This is a genomic window from Psychrobacter sp. P11G5 (assembly GCF_001593305.1).
Classification (GTDB): Bacteria; Pseudomonadota; Gammaproteobacteria; order Pseudomonadales; family Moraxellaceae; genus Psychrobacter.
The window spans coordinates 2333929-2353969 of record NZ_CP012533.1 but is presented as its reverse complement, the minus strand read 5'-3'; the positions used below and the strand labels follow the sequence as shown (position 1 = coordinate 2353969).

Below are 20041 nucleotides of genomic sequence, written 5' to 3'. Positions count from 1 at the left end.
CTAACTTATTGAAATAAAAGACCATAAGTTGCGTTTTTTAAACATGGTAGAGATGGCATCAAGATTTCTGTGTATCAGTGAGAATATAGATTAAGAAACATATCAAACCCTATTATTTAAGGCAATTGCATGGAAAACGTGGGCAAGAGAGCATCTTTATCTACGATTAATGAATGGACTCCTACTAACGCATTAAAAGAAACTCATCTCAAACATTCCAGTAAGAGATTTTATCCGGTTAAGATGCAACACCCTGTCATAGCGTCTATGCCATTATTCCTCATCGGTTGTGGAGGAGGTGGCTCATCAAGCGGCTCATCAAGCGGCTCTAGTACAGCAGGCTCTAGTACAGCAGGCTCTAGTACAGCAGGCTCTAGTACAGCAGGCTCTAGTACAGCAGGCTCTAGTACGGCAGGCTCTAGCACGACAGGCTCTAGTACGACAGGTCCTAGTACGACAGGTCCTAGTACGACAGGTCCTAGTACGACAGGTCCTAGCACGACAGGTCCTAGCACGACAGGTCCTAGCACGACAAGCCCTGATGCATCCAGCTCTAATCCAACCAGCCCAGCTGAAGATAATATTATGGGGATAGAACCACTGAATGATATTAACGCTGCTAGGTTTTTGCAGCAAGCGCAGTTTTCTTCAACCAAAGCAGAGATTGAAGATCTTAAAAGCATTGGTATAAGTCGATGGTTAAATGAACAATTTTCTATGCCAATCGAGATTACGGGATATAACTGGTTATTGAAAGAAGGGCATAATACTAAAAAAAATCAATATTCTGATAGACCTGGAGACTGGATGGCATGGCAACAATTGCTGTCTTCTAAAGATACTTTACGTAAGCGTATGGCATTAGCACTATCTGAGACTATGGTATTGTCCACTATTGGCTTGAGCCTTCCTCATCCATCATTTGCCGCTGCTGCATATTGGGATCTACTTAATAAGCATGCGTTTGGTAGTTTTAGAGATTTATTAAAGTCAATTACTCTAAATATAGGTATGGGTGCCTATCTAGATTTAAGACACAGTAGAAGAGCCAATGATTCAGGGCGCAGACCAGATGAGAATTACGCTCGAGAAGTCATGCAGCTATTTACCATTGGATTAGTTGAGTTAAATCTTGATGGCACACCTAAATTACGCAATGGCAAACCGATAGAAACTTATAACCAAGAAACCGTCACCAATATTGCTCGAGCTTTAACGGGTTGGACGGTAGATAATAGGTCTAACGTTGATAAATCAGATACTTACGTTGAATTCACGCGTAATCCTATGATTAATATACGGAGCAGGCATGATACTCGTAGCGCAAGTTTTTTTGGGGTGACTGTACCTGAAGGCACAAGTGGCGAGCAAGCACTAGATATCGTGATCGACACTTTATTCAATCATCCCAATGTTGGACCGTTCATAAGCAAGCAGATTATCCAGCGTTTAGTTACCAGTAATCCAAGCCCTAATTATGTAAGGCGAGTCGCTACTATCTTTAATAGCGATAATAAAGGCGAGCGCGGTAACTTAAAGTCAGTTTTAGAAGCTATTTTAACTGATAAAGAGGCTCGCATTCTTCCTGATATATATGAACCAACTATTGGTAAGGTTCGAGAGCCTATGGTTAGGCTGATTCAATGGGTTCATACCTTTAGTAATCGTCAGAGCGAATCAGGTGAGTGGATGGTGAGTACTACCAGTAGTAGAAAATGGTTCCTGAATCAAAGTCCTCTTAGGGCACCCTCAGTATTTAACTTTTTTGATATGGATTATACGCCTAATACAGATGCGTTTATCGATAATGGGATGGTCGCGCCAGAGCTTCAGCTACATAATGTGACCTCTACAGTAGGTTATATTAATCATATAAAACGTGTGATCGAAAAAGGCATTTTTTATGGGTTTATTGAAACTGTCGTTGAGATAGCACCAGATTATAGAACAGAGATGAAGTTATATGATCAACCTGAAGAGTTAGTAGATCACTTGAACCTTATCTTATGTGGCGGTCAGATGTCATCTAAAACGATAGGTTTAATAAGATTCGCTTTAAAAGAGTTGACTGATAATTCTCCCGACTGGAAAGAGGATCGCATTCATTTAGCTATATTTATGACTATGGTTAGCCCAGATTATCTCGTACAGAAATAAAAAGACTATTAGAAGCGAATTATTATTATGAGTGAATTATCAAGAAGAGCATTTTTAAAGCGTTTAGGATATCTAACCGCAGCAGGCGTTGCCAATCCTTTCACTATAAATCTTATGGGTATGGCTGAAGCAGCAGCAACGGCAACAGATTATAAAGCCTTGGTTTGTGTGTTTTTAGATGGAGGTAATGATCAGGCTAATACCCTTATTCCTTTCGATTCGAATAACTACAAGACTTATAAAGACGTACGCCAAAGTATTGCTATAGACCAATCAAAGATTCTGCCTTTGATACCATCATCAAGCTTAGCAGACGGACTAAAATGGGGTTTTCATCCCAACCTTCAACGTTTAAATAGCTTATTTCATCTAAAAAAACTGGCGGTCTTACAAAATGTAGGTACTTTAATTCAACCAACCTCGCTTGATGAATACAAAAGAAAAACAGTACCCCTGCCAAATATACTGTTTTCACACTCTACACAGAAAAAAATATGGCAAAGCACTTCTTCTGAAGCGTTTAAGGAAGGCTGGGGTGGAAAGATCGGTGATCTTATTTTGAATCAAAACTCGCAAGCCATGTTTTCTTGTATTAGTACAGCTAACGACTCTCTATTTCTGACGGGAGATAAAACAATCCCACTTAATATTGAATCAAATGGCATTATTCCCATTTCACCAGCACAAGAAAATGCCAGACTTTATGGTTCACGAAAGTGCGCATCGGCTTTTAGAGAGCTTATTACCTCGAATCGTGACAATATTATGGAAAACCATATTAATGAAGTTACATTGCGTTCAATAGACGCTGAATACACTATGTCATCGGCTTTAGAAAGTGCAGGCGAACTGAATACGCAGTTTTCAGCCAATAACTCTTTAGCTGAGCAGCTAGAGGTTGTTGCAAAGCTAATCAAAGCACGCGGCAATTTTGGTGTGAAAAGACAGGTATTCTTTGTGAGTCTTAAAGGTTTTGATACTCACTCTAGCTTATTAAGTAGGCATGGCAAGCAAATGTCATTAGTTGATGATGCATTAGCCAGCTTCTATGAAGCGACTGAAGAATTAAATATGACTCAGAGTGTGACAACCTTTACTGCATCAGACTTTGGCCGTACGTTTAGTAGTAACGGTAACGGCTCTGATCATGGTTGGGGTAGTCATCATATGATTATGGGTGGTGCGGTAAATGGCAAAGACTTTTATGGTCAAAGTCCTGAAATCGGCCTTGATACGGCAGAAGATGTAGGACAAGGGAGAATGTTACCTACCACTTCTATTGACCAGTATTCCGCAACTTTGGCTAAATGGTTTGGCGTACCGAATAGTGATTTAAGACTGATAGCCCCCAATCTTCACAATTTCAATAATCAAGATTTAGGGTTTATGAGAGTCTAGTAAGAGAACGATAGCAGATATAAGAAGCCTTACTAGTACTGATACATATTAATCAGTGTTGGTAAGGCTTTTTATATTCTTATCTATTCTTTCGACCTTAAACTTACTTATTAAGAGGTTAATGTGTCGAGCAAACGCTCAGTATATCCTTTTGCACGTAAATTGCGCTGGGCATGGGTGAGCTCGCCGTCCTTATTAAACACAAATGCTGAGCGCACAAGGCCGATAGTCGTCTTACCATACATGTTTTTTTCTTTAATGACATCGAAGTACTGACATAGCTTTTCATCGCTATCGCTAATCAATGAAATCTGTAAATCATATTTGGTGATAAATTTTTCATGAGACTCAACGCTGTCTCGCGATACACCAATGATGTCATAGCCAAGCGTATCAAAGGCATTAAGATGCTCAGTAAACTCTGTGGCTTGAGTGGTACAACCAGGCGTACTGTCCTTGGGATAAAAATAAAGAATGAGCCCTTTATCGGTATGCTGAACCAACTCTTTTAAACTAATATCATCGTGGATAAAGTTATTATCGAGATTACGTACTATAGTTACTGGAAAATTTGGTAGAACAATGCTTTCTGTTGTTGGCTTAGCCATGTTAAATTCCTTATTATGTCAAACTCAAAAAATATGATTAAAATCATTTAGCCTAATATATGTAGGGCTTATACTTATTTTCAGTATTATTTTAATCTTTGAAAATAGGGTCAATTTTGATTATTGGTTAGCTTATTATAATTAGATTAACAGAAATAAATGACGAATTTAATATTCTACTCATTTATTAGCAAAAAAAAGACTGACACTTGCCAGTCTTTTTTATTATACGTTTTTAACTGATAGTTTAAGCAGGTTTTTGTGGTTGCTTTAAGTCTAGTCCTTTCGTGCACTGTTGTAGATCTTTTTGCATTTTTTTCACGTAAGGTAGGCCTGAAGGATCCTTTTTGTCTTGCGCATAGCTTTCAATTTCCCACATCTGACCAATAGTCATCTCACTACGTACACCAATAGTGCAATCACAGAGCTTAGTAGCAGTATTTTTATCAGCAACTTTATATTTGACTGCACCAGTGACACATTGATTAACGTTGTTTTGCTTAATATCGATAGCATTTGCTTGCGGCATAGCGATCAGACCAATTAATGCTAGGGGTAGTATTTGTAATAGCTTCATAAATATTCTCTTATAAATAGATACAGCGTCAATAGAATAAAAAACGAACAGACGCTAAATGGGTAATGCTAGGGCGTGTCCTCATTTTAAAAATGGTGATGAAAATGAGATAAATTGCAGTCAAACAAGAAAAATAGCGCAGATAATATCGAGATATTGACCAGCTATTTGACGCTGTTTGGCAAAATTTAGCCATTTTTATCACCATTTAGATGACTATCAATTGAATTGAGGACATGCCCTAGTATTAACTAAAAATTTCTTTGCGCCACTTGTGTAGATGTTATTTAATAAAAACATAGGTCGTAAAAACATAAGGACTCATACCATAACAATTATAGTTGTCAAAAAACACCACGCGCTTGCTGTGTTGATGCAATCAAATGTTACGCTTATGTTTGTAAACTTTGTAAATTGCACGGTACTTATCAAATAAGATTTAGATACAAGGTGCAACTTAGTTTGAGCCTTGGTACTGTGCCTGATAATGCGTGGGATCAGCGACTCCAGCTTGGATAAAGCCTTGACGACGCAGCGCACAGCTGTCACAGACACCGCAAGCCAAGCCGTTTACATCCGCTTGATAGCAAGAAATTGTCTGTCCATAATCGACACCAAGCGATAGTCCAAGCTCAATCGTTTGTGCTTTAGACAGCTGCTGTAGTGGTGTTTGAATACTCAAATGATGACCAGTGACACCCGCTTTGGTTGCAAGGTTTGCCATGTGTTCAAAGGCGGCGATATATTCAGGACGGCAGTCAGGATATCCAGAATAGTCTACTGAGCTGACCCCAATGACGATGTGATTGGCATCAGCCACTTCAGCGACGGCTAGCGCATAAGATAAGAATATAGTATTGCGCGCAGGCACGTAAGTATTTGGAATTGCGTCGTTATCAATCTCATCATGTTTTTTGTTAGGGAATTTATCCGCATCGCCATCAGGAACGATCATGCTGTGGTCAGTCAACGATGAACCCCCAAGCTGGGCGATATCGATATCAATGATTCGGTGATTAACCTCTGCAGTTTTAGCGATCGCTTTTGCCGCGACAAGTTCACTATTATGGCGCTGACCATAATTAAAGCTTACGGCAGTGACAGAGGCATAACGTGCTTTGGCCCAATACAGACAAGTTACCGAGTCGAGACCACCTGACAATAGCACAACAGCATTTTGGCTTTTATGAAGATCATTCAAGGTAGCCTCGGATGCGTGATTAGGAAAGTTGGTTTGCGGATTAACGTTAGTCATAAGGATGTCTATTATTGATTTGCGAAAAAAGGCTATTTTAACAAAAATACCGCTACTATTACACAACCATAAAGACGATAAGATGTCAGAACATCGCATAAGATTTTTAAGACTGTATTTGTAGCGTTGGCAAATAGATGTAGCATTTAAACCTTATAATTTAATCTCAGCTTTTCAATCTGTTAGCAATTTTTGTTATAATCGCTCCTGTTTTGGAAGTATCAGTAGTAATACCTATTCATAGTCCGTTTTATTGCAAACTGCTTTCTTATAAAATAATCCTTGTAGAGATATTGAGTAATTTATGACCGCAGCGACCTTGTTTACGCCCAAAAATACGTCTCAGGTTGACAATATGTCTTCTGAAGTTGATTTGGATAGCCACACTTCAGAGGCTGATTTCTATAGTATGGAAGATGATGAAGCTGATATGAATGTCGATATTGAGCTTGCTTCTGAACAGTCAGATGACGGACAAGCATCTACAGAGCATGTATATAAAGAGTCTGCATCGTTTCTCAAATTACAAAAGAAACTGCGTAGACAAGTATCATGGGCGATTCGCGATTTTAATATGATCGAAGATGGCGACGTGGTAATGGTTTGCGTCTCAGGCGGTAAAGATAGCTATACACTGCTAGATATTTTGCTGTTATTGAAGCGTATTGCACCGATTAGCTTTGATATCGTCGCAGTTAATCTTGATCAAAAGCAGCCTGGTTATCCAGAAGATATCTTGCCCGCTTATTTAAATGAGCAAGGAATTGCACACTATATTTTAGAAAAAGATACTTATAGTATCGTCAAAAGCGTAGTGCCAGAAGGAAAAACCTATTGCTCGGCCTGTTCGCGTCTGCGTCGTGGTTCGTTATACGGTTTTGCCAAACAAATTGGCGCGACCAAAATCGCCCTTGGACATCATCGCGATGATATGTTGGCGACTTTCTTTTTGAATCTATTTCATGGTGGTGCGCTAAAATCGATGCCGCCCAAATTACTCAGCGACGATAAACAAAACATACTTATTCGTCCATTAGCGTATGTTGAAGAAAAAGACATTATCGAATATGCACGCTTAAAGGAATTTCCAATTATTCCCTGTAACTTATGCGGTAGCCAAACCAATCTACAACGCGCAATTATCAATGACATGCTGCGCGAATGGGATGATGCTCATCCGCAGCGTTTGGCTTCTATCTTCAAAGCCATGCAAAATGTTGCGCCTTCACAATTAGCAGATCGTGAGCTATTTGATTTTGAACAGTTAAGTTTAGAGCGCGATGATAACGAACGCTTATTTGAAGGTGATAATATCCAAGCAGGGCAGACTGCTAGTCTCGCTGAGATTGGTCTTCCTATAGCGCCAAAAACTCAGACTTTTAATCCAAAATTCGCTAGTACTCATAATTATAATGATAATCAGCAATCAGTAAGCACTAATAAAACGATAAGCACGGATAAAACGACAGAAAGTAGCGGTACTACACTAAAAATTCCCACAATTAATCCCGTTATTTAGCTGTCTATTTCACTAAGTAAAATTGGTTAGTAGGCGACACAAGCCAAATAACACTCACAAAAAAACCAGCTGATTAATAGCTGGTTTTTTGTATTTTAAAACTAATTTTTCAAGACTCGCTTTAACTTTTAGCAAAGACAGGCAATGGATCAAAGCTAACTTCTGGACGTGGCAACTTTGCGACATCCTGCATACGCCAGTCATCTTTACCATCATTGCTGACTTGTAGATAGTACTTAGCTTTTACTGGGTCGATATCTACTTTGGCACTGTATCTATTGCCATCTTGATGCTGTAACACCACGTCACGATCCTTTTTGACATCTGTTGCATGCGAGATAGATAACTCTAACTTATCAGGATAGGTGAGTGGTTCACCGTTCAGCAACTTGCCTGTTTGCAGACTCTGCTGTGGATAGTCAAGATAAAAAGTAATATCGCCGTCTGATGTAAACTGCATTTTGCCATGCAGGTTTAAATCGTATGTAAGCTTATCGCGTGACACATCATGATAAAGGGTCTTACCATCCATATACCAGTCATCACGTACTACACTGTCACGAATCTGGTAAGAATAGTAAACAAACCAAATGCAGGCGATAACCACAAAAGCTGGCATACCGATCACAAAGATGACCACCATATAATTCTTGTACCAAGGCTGGCTATCTTGATGCTTAAAGTTTGGCGTAGGAGTTGGTGTAGACATAGAATACCTATTAAATGTATGAACTGATAAACATGACCGTTAAATGAAGTCTGCTTAAGGATAATCCATAGGCACAATCAATATAGCTTGATTAATGCACTGTTTTATCGGTTAAGTGTCTGATATAACGACACTTAACCATAGATTATACGTTATATTTCAGATGTTTACTGACCTTGCGTAGTAAAAATATTTTGCTTACTTACCTTATACTGACCATCTTCGCTGACCACATTTAACGTAATAGGCGTTTGACCCGATTCAACGATATCAGGGTCACCATAAATACTGACTGGCATATCAAAGCTCTCGCCAGCTTCTAACGGTACATCGTTAAAACGTAGCTCTAAACTCAGACCATCTTGCGGCGCAAGCGCAATCGTATAAGCATGTGGCTCTTGCGTTTTATTGGTTAGCTTCACAATATAGCTATTTTCAATCATACCTTGAGTAGTCATAGAAGACAGCTGGTTACGGTCACGGCGAATATCAATCTCTAATGGCACACGATCAGTCAAAGCATAAATAAGACCACCACATAACACAGCCAGTAACGTTAAATAAGCAAATAAACGCGGACGCAAGACACGGCTTGGCTCTTTTTCAGCCAGTTGTCGCTCAGTCGTATATCTGATGAGTCCCCGTGGATAGCCAACTTTGTCCATGACTTCATTACAGGCATCGACACAAGCCGCACATTGAATACAGGCGACTTGTAAGCCATCTCGAATATCAATACCAGTAGGGCATACCTGCACACACATTTGGCATTCGATACAATCGCCTAAATCGTCAGGGTTAGTGCCCTTTTTACGCGCGCCACGAGGCTCACCGCGCTCATAATCGTAAGAAACAATGAGTGTATCCTTATCAAACATGACACTTTGAAAACGACCATAAGGACAAATTTGGACACACATTTGCTCACGCATGTAGCCCGCATTAACATAAGTTGAAAAAGCAAATATAAATACTGAGACCCAAACCCACGTTGACCAATCAGGAAATGGAATAAAACCTATCATCTGCCAACTACTATACAGATAGTCAGTTCCTGCCACATAACTGACAAAAGTGGTGGCGGTTATCATCGAAAACACAAACCAAATAAAATATATCAGAAAACGTTTAAAAGCTTTAGTAGCGCTCATTGGTGACTTATCGAACTTAATACGTTTATTGCGATCGCCAATGACTACTTTTTCGACATATTGATAAAGATGCGTCCAAATCGTTTGTGGGCAAGCGTAGCCACACCATACTCGGCCAGCGTAAACAGTTACCATAAACAAAGTAAAAGCGGCAATTAGGGCAAATGCGGCAATAAAATAAAAATCTTGCGTCAAAAAAGTCATGCCAAAGATATAGTAATGCTGCGATGGCACATCAAACCAAATTGCCTGCCTACCGTTATAACGCAACCAAGGTAGAATCAAAAACAATGCTAAAAATGCATACATGCTAATGACACGAATGTTTTGATAAAAACCTGTGACAAACCGAGGGTGGATACGATACTTTGTCGCATCAAGATCTATTTGTTGTACTGGGATTTTATTAGGTTGTTGTGCTGACATAAACTTGCCTCTTTTAAAAAAGAATCAGTCTGCTGGCATGAGTAACATACACCTGTGATAAAAATAAGATGTAAATGCTTACGATGTTATCAATGTCAGTAAGTAACAGGATAGCTTTATAAATATGGATATTAAAATAGGTTTAACCAGCTAAAAAATGAGCGGTTATATACAACTGGTTGGAGTTGGATAAATTTTATCTAAATTAATCATTAATGCCCTATTTACAATCATTACTATTTTAGCATTCCCCTTACTTTAAATGGGGTGATACCCTTAAAAAACAATTATTATTAGCGTAAAAATAATGGGATTTATCATAGTCTGACTATAGGGTTAAGGGCTGTAAATAAACGCTTAACTAAAAAAGGAGGACTGTAATGACAGTCCTCCTTCTTTTAAATAACATCCATCTATTTGCGCCATAATATAACTGTTAACTAAAAAAGCTTAGTTAGTAGAAACTTCTGCAGTTTCGGCTGCATTAGGAGCAGTGGCAGTAGCCATAACAGGTAACGCTTTAGGTTGAACTTTTTTATCTGATAGTGAATAAACGTAAGCAGCAAGAAGCATAATACGCTCATTACCAAGCTTAGTTTGCCACTCTGGCATTACACCAGCACGTCCATAACGTAAAGTCTCACGAATGGTTTCACGCTCACCACCATATAACCAAATATTATCAGTCAAGTTAGGTGCGCCAGTAGAAATCATACCTTTAGCATCTGGACCATGACAGAGTACACAGTTAGTAGGCTCATTAAATATCAATTTACCCTGTGCAACCATTGTCTGATCAAGGTCATAATCTTCTTGATTACCAGATATTGATAAAACATACTCAGAGACAGCACGTATACCGTCTTCACCAAGTTGATCACGCCATGCTGCCATACCACCGACGCGGCCGTTATGAAGCGTAGTCAGGATATTCTCAGGTGCACCACCATATAACCAATCATTATCAGTTAGATTTGGATAACCTGTTGCACCTTTAGCGTTAGAGCCATGACACACTGCACAGTTCTGTAAAAACAGGCGACTACCGACTTTCAGCGCATTTGGGTTCTCAGATAGTTTCTCTACATAAGGTGCAAGTTCTGCAACTTTTTGATCAATCTGAGTTTGCAAATCTGCTGGCGGATTCTCACTACGACGCATGGTCGCTTGCATGTCAGCAAGTGTCGCTAGAGTCGATGTAGCACCGCTGGCATTAGCTTTTGCTAGAATGTTTTTCTCAAAGTTATCTGTAAATACTTTATTGTTACTCTCAAGCTCACTATATAGCTCGTTTTTTGATGTCCAAGGCAGAGTTTCGCCATCGACTTCTACTGTTGCAATACCGTCCCACTTTGATGGGAAAAGAGCTGGGAAAAACACCCAATATGCAACACCCCAAACGATTGAGCCAAAAAATATTACTAACCACCATTTAGGAAGTGGTTTATCGTATTCTTGAATACCGTCGTAAGTGTGACCTGTAGTACCGTCTTCCTCGAGATCTGGTTTATATTTTAATACAAATAATAAAACCCCAAGAATAAAAAGCCAACAACCAATACTTAGTATGGTAATCCAAGAACTCCAAAAAAATGTCATCGTTCATCCTTATTGCGCTGCTCTTCAGACAAAGTCTCTTTGACCTCGTCATCAAGCGCAAGTTGTGCATCTTCTTCGAAGCGTTTTTTGTTTTTTGGCGAATACGCCCACCATGCAACGCCCAAAAAGGCAATAAAGGCAGAGACGGTCGCAATTGTTTGTAATTCACCAATACCCATTAGCGCTGTCCTTCCATAGCGGTACCCAATTGCTGGAGATAGGCAACCAGAGCATCAAGCTCAGTGGCGCCAATAACCGCATCAGGAGCACCTTCAATATCTTCTTCAGTGTAAGGCACGCCAAAACGATCACGGAATAGACGCATCTTAGCTTGAACGTTTTCACCGTTGACTTCGTTAGTTGCCAACCAAGGGAAGCCTGGCATAACAGATTCAGGCACCAGTGAACGTGGAGCGATTAAATGCTGCTTTTGCCAATCTTCAGAGTAGCGTCCACCAACACGTGCTAAGTCAGGACCTGTACGTTTTGATCCCCATAAGAAAGGATGATCCCACGTAGACTCAGCAGCACGTGAATATGGTCCATAACGCTCAACTTCAGCACGCAATGGACGAACCATTTGAGTGTGACATACGTGACAACCTTCACGAATATAAATATCACGGCCTTCAAATTCAAGTGCAGTCCAAGGCTCCATGGCGGGAAGGGGAGTATTCACCCCGCCGTCTTCAGGATTCTTGTTATCATATATCAATGGTACGATTTCAACTAGCGTTGCAAAGCTAATTGCGATAACGATAAAGATGACCAACAAGCCTGTATTTTTTTCAATAATTTCATGCGGTGTACCAGCCATGATAGCTCCTTATACGTTAGCTGTCTTTGAGTCATCGACACTGGGTTGATGATCAGTAGGGTCTGCGATATCTACAGGCTTACCCTCTGGCATTTTGAGCGTTTTATAACAGTTATATGCCATAACAAACATACCCGATACATATAAGAACCCACCAAAAGCACGGCCAATATACGGATAATGCGAGAACTCAACGGTATCAACAAAGCTATATACTAAAGTACCATCTGGGTTCGTAGCAAGCCACATCATGCCTTGGCCTATACCTGAGATCCACATTGATACGATATAAAATATAGTACCAGCAGTTGCTAGCCAGAAATGCGTAGTAATTAAGCTGATAGAGTACATTTTTGGCTTGTTATAAATACGTGGTAACAATACATATAATGAACCAATCGTAATCATACCTACCCAACCAAGCGCACCTGAGTGTACGTGACCTATCGTCCAGTCAGTGTTATGCGATAACGCGTTGACCGTCTTGATCGACATCATTGGACCTTCAAAAGTTGACATCGCATAGAACGACAATGCCACAATCATAAAGCGAATGATTGGATCGGTACGCAGTTTATCCCAGCTACCTGATAGCGTTAATACACCGTTAATCATACCACCCCAAGATGGAGCGAATAGGATGATTGAGAATACCATTGCAAGTGACTGCGTCCAATCTGGAAGCGCTGAATAATGCAAATGGTGACCACCAGCCCACATGTAAGACGCAATTAGCGCCCAAAAGTGAACGATAGACAACCGATAAGAATAAATAGGACGGCCAATCTGTACTGGAACGAAGTAATACATCATCCCAAGGAAAGCTGCGGTTAAGTAGAAACCTACCGCATTATGTCCATACCACCACTGTACCATGGCGTCAGTTGCACCGCCGAATAGTGAGTAAGATTTAAACGCACTAACAGGAATAGCCATACTATTTACGATATGAAGTAAGGCAATCGTAATAATAAAAGCAGCAAAGAACCAGTTAGCCACATAAATGTGTGAGGTTTTACGTTTGATCAGTGTACCGAAGAAAACAATGGCATAAGATATCCAGACCAAAGCAATCAAGATATCGATAGGCCACTCAAGTTCAGCATATTCTTTGGTAGAGGTTAAACCTAGAGGTAGAGTAATGACGGCTGATACGATAACCGCTTGCCAACCCCAAAAAGTAAACCAAGCTAGATAAGGCGCAAATAACCTTGTTTTACAAGTCCGCTGGACAATATAGTAGGACGTTGCGAATAGGGCACAACCACCGAACGCAAAAATGACCGCATTAGTATGTAGCGGTCTTAGACGACTAAAGGTCAGCCATGGAATGTCAAAGTTAAGTGCTGGCCATGCCAACTGTGAAGCAATGAACACACCAAGACTCATGCCGACGATGCCCCATGCTACGGCCATGATCGTAAAAAATCTTATGATAGTGATTTCATATTCACGGTCAACTGGGGCGACTGCTGTGTTTTGTAAACTCATTGGATGATTCCTTTACAGCCCGAATTATCAACAGAATTAACTAACTCTCCACGATATCTATGCTATAAAAATATAACGATCGTGGCACATGCTGTTGTCTGACTCACTTATCACCGTAAGGGTTTATTAACTACCGCGTGAAATTTCTCGCAGGGGATTGACTAATAATGACGATAAATAAGCACTAAGAAGCGCTATTATCACTATTCGGCGAGATTGAGGCGATTAATACATCGTTAAGGTTAATAAGGAAACAAGCCGTACTTGAGCATCAAACATCTATTATATAGAGTATGAATCATAGACGTATGCTAGCGGCAGCTGACAAAAAACATGTTTACGTAATGTTTAGTTAAAACTCCCGACTCTGTTTAAGGTATTGTAACGCAATCTTAATAAAATATCATCAGAACTATGCGCCAAAATACAAACTCTTTGGTAAACAATTTGGCTGACAACCTTCACTAATATTCTAGCAAAATGACTGTAAACCTCTATGTTCGTGGTAAAAATAAATAAGATTTTGATATAACGTTAATGAATAGTCATCCTATTGTCATTATCCTCCCATAGAGCTAAGTATCACTAAACGGCTTTATCAACATTGTCAGCTTATGTGTCACTAACCATATGATTTAACTTATGATACTCCTATAGAGTGGATATGTTAAGACAAAAATAATTGAAGGTTATCAGTATTTTTCATTAAGTTAACCCAATTTGATTGTCACATTGACAATCTTCGTAGGCTATCTATTTATCTATAACTATCGGCGCTCATCATAACAAAAACCCTGTATATATCAATACAAAATGTAAGGGTTTGCCTCATTAGCTCAATATAAGCTCATATTTAGCGAGAGATATCAATATATATTGATTTATGACTATGTCAGGTAGATATAAAAATATGATAATTTGTTACAATTTGACAAATAGTGGCACCTTTGGGTTTTACTTATCCTAAAACCGCGCCATAATGAGACGCAGTAACATCAACCGTAAGTTTATAAAGGATAATAATATGGCAGTTTTTTTGACGGATGCATGGTTTGAGCAAGTATCACAATTAGGCAACGAAGCTGGTGAGCTAAACTTACCGCCAGCATTGGCAAACATGATTATTAATCTAAAAGTTTCTGATGCTGAGCAAGATATCGAAGCCAGTTTTTCAGATGGTCTGCTTCATAAAGGCTTAAACGATAGTGCTACTACTACGCTGTTGCTCGATCGTGATACTCTGCAGTCTATCATCACAGATTTCGACATGAATGAGATTATGGGTGCCTTTATGGGCGGTAAGATCCGTGTTGAAGGTGATATGTCACAGTTGATGGCCTTACAAACTGCACGTGTGAGTACAGAACAAAAAGAGCTATTTAAACGCATTAAATCAATGACTACGATGGCTTAGAGCTGTTTAGCCATGTATAAAAAAGCCCCTAATTAACTATTAGGGGCTTTTTATTGGAACCACAGATTGTTAAAAATTCACATCTATACTTAGTAGATAATGATGTTATGCCCTAGCTAAATTAATTTTTTTAAAATGTTTAACTGGCTTGCATCTGATTCTGTATCTATACTTTTGAATTTTCAGATGTCTGATTTTCTTTATAAATTGCTGCTTGTAGCCAAATATTTGCTTGTATGTAATCGTTTACTTGGATAGCTTTGGTAGTCACCGTGCTCAGCGCACCGACACGTACGACAAACGGGTCTGCATCTTGCTCACGTAGTATAACCACATCAAACAAAATGATAGACTTATCATTGAATGTAGTGTCTTGTTTGCCAATTACCTGTCCTTGACACCATGCTTCGTCTTCTTGTCCTAGCGTGTCACCAAATAAATACGCACACATATGACCCAAGTTGATTTCTACAGGTGCCATTTGTTCTTTAGTTTCTGGTTGCCAGTCTTTAATTTGTTCTTGAATATCATCTGGTACTTGTCCATCATTAGCAGCAACTATGTCATTAAAGGCACGATGATAGCGAATGGCTTCTTGATCCTCGACCATAATAACTTCATTCTGCTCGCTGATCGTAATTTCATGTGCCCATGCACTAAAATTCACAAAATAGGGTGTGTTTTGTTGGTACAAATTACGATTGGCAGTATAGAGTTGATCGAAAGCATAAATGATACTGCCATCAACACTACGTAAACGTAGAACCGCATCGTGTGTACTCTCATTGACGATCGTACGTTCAATCGTACAAGTCAGACCGTAAGGACCGTTGACGCAAGGATAGGCGTTGATAAAGCACTCAGGCTTGCCGTCTTTCATCGCTAATACTTGATTGATATGACAAGGTTGATCTTCTGAGAGTAGCAAGCAAGTATCTTGAGCACTAACGTTATTATTTAATCCCTTTGGCATAGCCGCTTGCTCGATCATCTGCTGTAGCCATTCCGGCACATCACGACTCATATCATCAGTTAAAATACGCCAATGATCAGCATGACCAGCAGTTTGCTCGTCTGTTAAGGTAATTTTGGTAGGAGATTGTACGTTTTTATATTGATAATTAATGGTCATGAAAATACTCAAACTTAAGTCAGGCATGAAGTTTGGACACCAAATATCGCTAGTTAGTCTTTATTTGTTACTGACGCAGTAAGCCAATACCTAAGCAATATATTATATACATGCTTATTATTGTGCTATGTTTGCGCAGCAACATTAGCGATGGGTCAACAAACAACAATGAGGGGTTAATGACAATTGTCCTTAGCATACAATATATAGGTATAGACGCAACTAATAGCAAGCCCCCCATAAAAAAATAATAACAAAGCACTATGTTTTGTTAAAAAAGACCCGCAGTTTTTGCTAATGATTGGCACATATTGGAAAAATTGTGTCAAACTATCCACTTTTTTGACACCCATAGTTGGCGTGTCTGAAACTACGTTATGTGTTTACTTAATATTAATACAACCATCGCCCTTGTTGGCTCAGTTGTTTGCCAAGCACATCAGGTTTGCTAGTTTGCATTGATGTGCTTATATGAAAGTTGCTCACCCAGATAAGATAAAGAGTTTTAATATGTTTCGTCCTTTAGCGTTATTTATCGGTTTACGGTACACCCGAGCAGAGCGCAGTAATCGCTTTATCTCTTTTATATCGCTCATCTCAATGATTGGTCTAACCCTTGGGGTGGCGGTATTGATTACCGTACTATCAGTTATGAATGGCTTTGATCGCGAGTTGAAAACTCGTATCTTGGGAATGGTTCCGCAAGCGACTGTGACTTCGCCCGAAGTTATCAGTGACTGGAAGCAGCTTGCTGATCGCATCAAAGAAGATCCAGAGGTTGCAGCAGTAGCACCATTCATTCAACTGCAAGGTATGCTGACGTCAAACGGTCAGGTTGCAGGGATTATGGTCACAGGTGTCGATCCTGAGTACGAAAAAAATGTTTCGATCATTAATGAGCATATGACGGAAGGAAGCATTGATACTTTAAAAGGTGGCGACTTTAGTATTGTACTGGGCGAAGAGATGGTGCAGTCTTTAGGTTTGAGTATCGGTGATAAAGTCACTCTGGTGCTACCAGAGGCATCTCCATCTCCAGCTGGCGTGATACCACGCTTTAAGCGTTTCACTTTAACGGGTATTTTTAGTATCAGTCCAGAAGTAGATAGCTTGATGGCGTTCATTCCAATGAATGATGCAGCGAAACTGCTGCGCCTACCAGAAGGTGCACAAGGTATTCGCATGAAGCTTGATGATTTGTTCAATGCACCGATGGCAGCGCAGAAAGCGGCTGCCATCGCGCCAGAACAACTGTACCCCAACGATTGGACCCAGACCCATGGTAATCTATTTGGTGCTATTCAAATGGAAAAAGCGATGGTAGGCTTGCTACTATTCTTAATTATTCTTGTTGCAGCATTTAATATTGTCTCAAGTTTAGTCATGCTAGTGACTGATAAAAAAGCAGATATAGCGATTTTGAAAACCTTTGGTGCGTCCCCACGTTTGATTACGCAAGTATTTATGGTGCAGGGTGTTGTGATTGGTGTCATTGGTACGGTAGCTGGTACTGTGCTCGGGGTTATATTTGCATTAAGTATTAGTGATATTTTAGGTTGGATTAACCAAAGTTTCGGACTAAATCTGTTTGACGCATATTTTATCAATTACTTACCGTCGCAGCTGCGTTTGGTTGATGTGGTATTGATTACGGGCGCCTCATTTGTCCTAAGCTTTTTGGCAACCATATATCCTGCACGTCGAGCTGCTAAAATTCAGCCTGCACAAACATTGCGTTATGAATAGAGTGCTTTAAGACTTTACGATAACAGCGTGGAAAAATATAATTATAAATTTCATGTGTCAGTTTTAAATTGACAATAAATATGAATAAAGGAAGTAGTATGGCGGCCATTTTAGAGGCAAGCAACATCAATAAGATATATGATGAAGGTGCCGTGCGCACGCAAGTACTGACGGGCTTGGATTTGTCCGTTAATGCTGGCGAACGTATCGCTATCGTTGGTACCAGTGGTTCAGGTAAGAGTACTTTGTTGCATTTGTTGGGTGGTCTAGACACACCAACTGAGGGTGAAGTATGGCTGCATGGTAAGTGCTTAAATCATATGAATGAAACTGAGCGCGGTGCGATGCGTAATAAGCATTTGGGTTTTATCTATCAGTTCCATCATTTATTGGCGGAATTCACTGCAGTAGAAAACGTCGCAATGCCACTATTGATGCGCCCAAAAGTATCAACGACTGAAGCGCGTAAGCAGGCGGTTGAGCTGTTAGAGAATGTAGGTTTAGGACATCGATTAGACCATAGACCAGGTGAGCTATCAGGTGGCGAACGTCAGCGAGTGGCAATTGCTCGCGCATTGGTTACTAAGCCCTCGCTAATATTGGCGGATGAGCCGACCGGTAACTTGGATTACGATAATGCCCAAAGCGTATTTGGCTTGTTGTCAGAGTTGCAGAGTACGATGCAAACGGCATTGCTTATGGTGACTCATGACCGTAATCTAGCAGCACTTGCTGATCGCCAATTATTGCTACGCAATGGTCACTGGGCTGAGTATTAAGCTACTAAACGGATAACAGATAACAGATAAGTACGATAGCAATTTGATAACGACAACTGCTCATATAATTGACAGTCTGAGCAAAATTCATGAGGACGAATATTATGAATGAAAATGATGACCCAGTGGCTGCTTTTGGTAGTGCTGAAGAAGGCAACGACCCATTAAAGACCTACATTGATCCAACGTTATTTGATACGATTGATAGGCAGGCACAAATAGAGCTATTAACACCAGCTTTTGATGCCATAACGCTTGCTGGTGCTGATTACGACATAAAAGCTCAAGATAGTGCTACCGGCAAGCGTTATACTTTACTTAAAGATAAGGAAGTGATCGATATTTTAGTCATGGATAGTAGTTTTACCGATCAAGTTATTGAATCTATAAACAAAAACCAAGAAGATGAATAAGGTTTTCGAATAATAAAAACAGTTAGGAATGACTAAGTTTTATTAGGGTTTTGGTGGTTTATCCAAAGATTTTTTTTGACGCTTTTGCCAGCTAGTAACAGTTTTATAGCGCCAAATTGCTTTGAAGGTTAAACCACAAACAATACTAGTAACCACTGCTAGCAACGTTAATCCCAAACAGAATGCGGTCAATGATACGGTACCGCGATAAGTAACGAACGGATTAGCACCACTTGACAATACCCACAAGCTAAAGTCAGTAATCATCCTCCCAATTACCCTCAAACTAATCATTGGCTCGCCCATAATCTTAGCACCAACATAATAACCAGCGTAGAAAACTGGAAGGGTGGTAAGGGGGTTTGTGATCCATGTTAAGCCAAGCGCCATAGGTACGTTAGCGCGAAAAATAAGCGCGCCGATTAAAGCCAACAGCATCTGTCCTGGCAACGGAAAAAATGCGCTGAGCACGCCAATATAAACTGCCTTATTCAAACTATGGCGGTTGAATTGCCATAAACGCGGATCAGCCAGATGCGGCGCAAATAGCTTTAAGGTGCGACTTTCTAAGATTTTTTCGGGCGTGGGTAGTAGGCTTTTGAGACGTTTTTGGGGCACAGGTTTGCCTTTGATCATTATCTACAGTCCACTCAGCAGAGTGTAAGAGGCTGGTATGTAGCAATATTAATAAAATATCGTCAGTAAAATAATAGGAAGGGTAGCTATAAGTAATGGCAACCGCGACATGTTTAATTAGTATAGGGTAATATAGTTAATAATGCTATCATCGGTATTTAGTCGTCTTATGTCAGATAATAGACAATTCAATAAATAATAAGCCATTCATAAC

General features: G+C 39.9%; 18 protein-coding genes. 7 read left to right on the top strand and 11 right to left on the bottom strand.

Annotated elements, in window-relative coordinates; all coding sequences use genetic code 11:
• The first annotated feature begins 129 nt into the window (after window positions 1-129).
• Window positions 130-2157, top strand: coding sequence for a DUF1800 family protein (locus tag AK825_RS09455; protein WP_068036596.1), 2028 nt, complete (start codon window positions 130-132; stop codon window positions 2155-2157).
• Window positions 2158-2184: 27 nt separating this feature from the next.
• Entirely contained in the window at window positions 2185-3555 is a 1371-nt protein-coding gene (locus AK825_RS09450) for a DUF1501 domain-containing protein (protein WP_068036593.1), read from the top strand.
• A 110-nt stretch (window positions 3556-3665) separates the two neighbouring features.
• Here the strand turns inward: AK825_RS09450 and AK825_RS09445 are convergent, their stop codons facing one another.
• The 3 genes from AK825_RS09445 to queC all read right to left on the bottom strand — a co-directional run bounded on the left by AK825_RS09445 (window position 3666) and on the right by queC (window position 5995).
• On the bottom strand, window positions 3666-4163 hold the full coding sequence (locus AK825_RS09445; protein WP_068036590.1) for a peroxiredoxin: 498 nt from the start codon (window positions 4161-4163) through the stop codon (window positions 3666-3668).
• A gap of 247 nt (window positions 4164-4410) precedes the next feature.
• Entirely contained in the window at window positions 4411-4740 is a 330-nt protein-coding gene (locus AK825_RS09440) for a hypothetical protein (RefSeq protein ID WP_068036589.1), read from the bottom strand.
• Between the two features lie 457 nt (window positions 4741-5197).
• Window positions 5198-5995 carry a 7-cyano-7-deazaguanine synthase QueC gene (gene queC, locus AK825_RS09435; RefSeq protein ID WP_068036586.1) on the bottom strand — a complete coding sequence of 266 codons (798 nt, stop codon included), beginning with the start codon at window positions 5993-5995 and terminating at the stop codon, window positions 5198-5200.
• Between the two features lie 304 nt (window positions 5996-6299).
• Between queC and ttcA the strand changes: the two genes are divergently transcribed.
• The gene (gene ttcA, locus AK825_RS09430) at window positions 6300-7514 is read left to right on the top strand and encodes a tRNA 2-thiocytidine(32) synthetase TtcA (protein ID WP_068036583.1); all 1215 of its coding nucleotides are present in this window, start codon (window positions 6300-6302) and stop codon (window positions 7512-7514) included.
• Between the two features lie 121 nt (window positions 7515-7635).
• Here ttcA and AK825_RS09425 read toward each other — a convergent pair whose 3' ends face one another.
• The 6 genes from AK825_RS09425 to ccoN all read right to left on the bottom strand — a co-directional run bounded on the left by AK825_RS09425 (window position 7636) and on the right by ccoN (window position 13707).
• Window positions 7636-8223: a FixH family protein gene (locus tag AK825_RS09425; protein ID WP_068036580.1), complete on the bottom strand. Its 588-nt coding sequence runs from the start codon at window positions 8221-8223 to the stop codon at window positions 7636-7638.
• Window positions 8224-8390: 167 nt separating this feature from the next.
• Window positions 8391-9800: a cytochrome c oxidase accessory protein CcoG gene (gene ccoG / locus AK825_RS09420; RefSeq protein ID WP_068036578.1), complete on the bottom strand. Its 1410-nt coding sequence runs from the start codon at window positions 9798-9800 to the stop codon at window positions 8391-8393.
• Window positions 9801-10250: 450 nt separating this feature from the next.
• The gene (ccoP, locus tag AK825_RS09415; protein ID WP_068036575.1) at window positions 10251-11399 is read right to left on the bottom strand and encodes a cytochrome-c oxidase, cbb3-type subunit III; all 1149 of its coding nucleotides are present in this window, start codon (window positions 11397-11399) and stop codon (window positions 10251-10253) included.
• Complete coding sequence (locus AK825_RS09410; protein WP_068036573.1) at window positions 11396-11578, bottom strand: CcoQ/FixQ family Cbb3-type cytochrome c oxidase assembly chaperone; 183 nt, start codon at window positions 11576-11578, stop codon at window positions 11396-11398. Before AK825_RS09410 ends, ccoP begins: the two co-directional genes overlap by 4 nt.
• Window positions 11578-12216 carry a cytochrome-c oxidase, cbb3-type subunit II gene (gene ccoO / locus AK825_RS09405; protein WP_068036572.1) on the bottom strand — a complete coding sequence of 213 codons (639 nt, stop codon included), beginning with the start codon at window positions 12214-12216 and terminating at the stop codon, window positions 11578-11580. Before ccoO ends, AK825_RS09410 begins: the two co-directional genes overlap by 1 nt.
• Before the next feature lie 9 nt (window positions 12217-12225).
• Entirely contained in the window at window positions 12226-13707 is a 1482-nt protein-coding gene (ccoN, locus tag AK825_RS09400) for a cytochrome-c oxidase, cbb3-type subunit I (protein ID WP_068036571.1), read from the bottom strand.
• 1024 nt (window positions 13708-14731) lie between these two features.
• Here ccoN and AK825_RS09395 point away from each other — a divergent pair.
• Complete coding sequence (locus tag AK825_RS09395) at window positions 14732-15121, top strand: SCP2 sterol-binding domain-containing protein (RefSeq protein WP_068036570.1); 390 nt, start codon at window positions 14732-14734, stop codon at window positions 15119-15121.
• 166 nt (window positions 15122-15287) lie between these two features.
• On the opposite strand, the gene AK825_RS09390 is transcribed toward AK825_RS09395, so the two are convergent.
• Window positions 15288-16253, bottom strand: coding sequence for a hypothetical protein (locus AK825_RS09390; RefSeq protein WP_068039279.1), 966 nt, complete (start codon window positions 16251-16253; stop codon window positions 15288-15290).
• A gap of 510 nt (window positions 16254-16763) precedes the next feature.
• Between AK825_RS09390 and AK825_RS09385 the strand changes: the two genes are divergently transcribed.
• The 3 genes from AK825_RS09385 to AK825_RS09375 all read left to right on the top strand — a co-directional run bounded on the left by AK825_RS09385 (window position 16764) and on the right by AK825_RS09375 (window position 19191).
• On the top strand, window positions 16764-17999 hold the full coding sequence (locus tag AK825_RS09385; RefSeq protein WP_068036568.1) for a lipoprotein-releasing ABC transporter permease subunit: 1236 nt from the start codon (window positions 16764-16766) through the stop codon (window positions 17997-17999).
• A 98-nt stretch (window positions 18000-18097) separates the two neighbouring features.
• A complete protein-coding gene (gene lolD / locus AK825_RS09380; protein WP_068036567.1) occupies window positions 18098-18778 on the top strand; it encodes a lipoprotein-releasing ABC transporter ATP-binding protein LolD in 681 nt (226 codons plus the stop codon).
• Window positions 18779-18882: 104 nt separating this feature from the next.
• A complete protein-coding gene (locus tag AK825_RS09375) occupies window positions 18883-19191 on the top strand; it encodes a hypothetical protein (RefSeq protein WP_068036566.1) in 309 nt (102 codons plus the stop codon).
• 42 nt (window positions 19192-19233) lie between these two features.
• Here the strand turns inward: AK825_RS09375 and AK825_RS09370 are convergent, their stop codons facing one another.
• Complete coding sequence (locus tag AK825_RS09370; protein ID WP_227514046.1) at window positions 19234-19809, bottom strand: DUF2062 domain-containing protein; 576 nt, start codon at window positions 19807-19809, stop codon at window positions 19234-19236.
• Window positions 19810-20041: the final 232 nt, after the last annotated feature.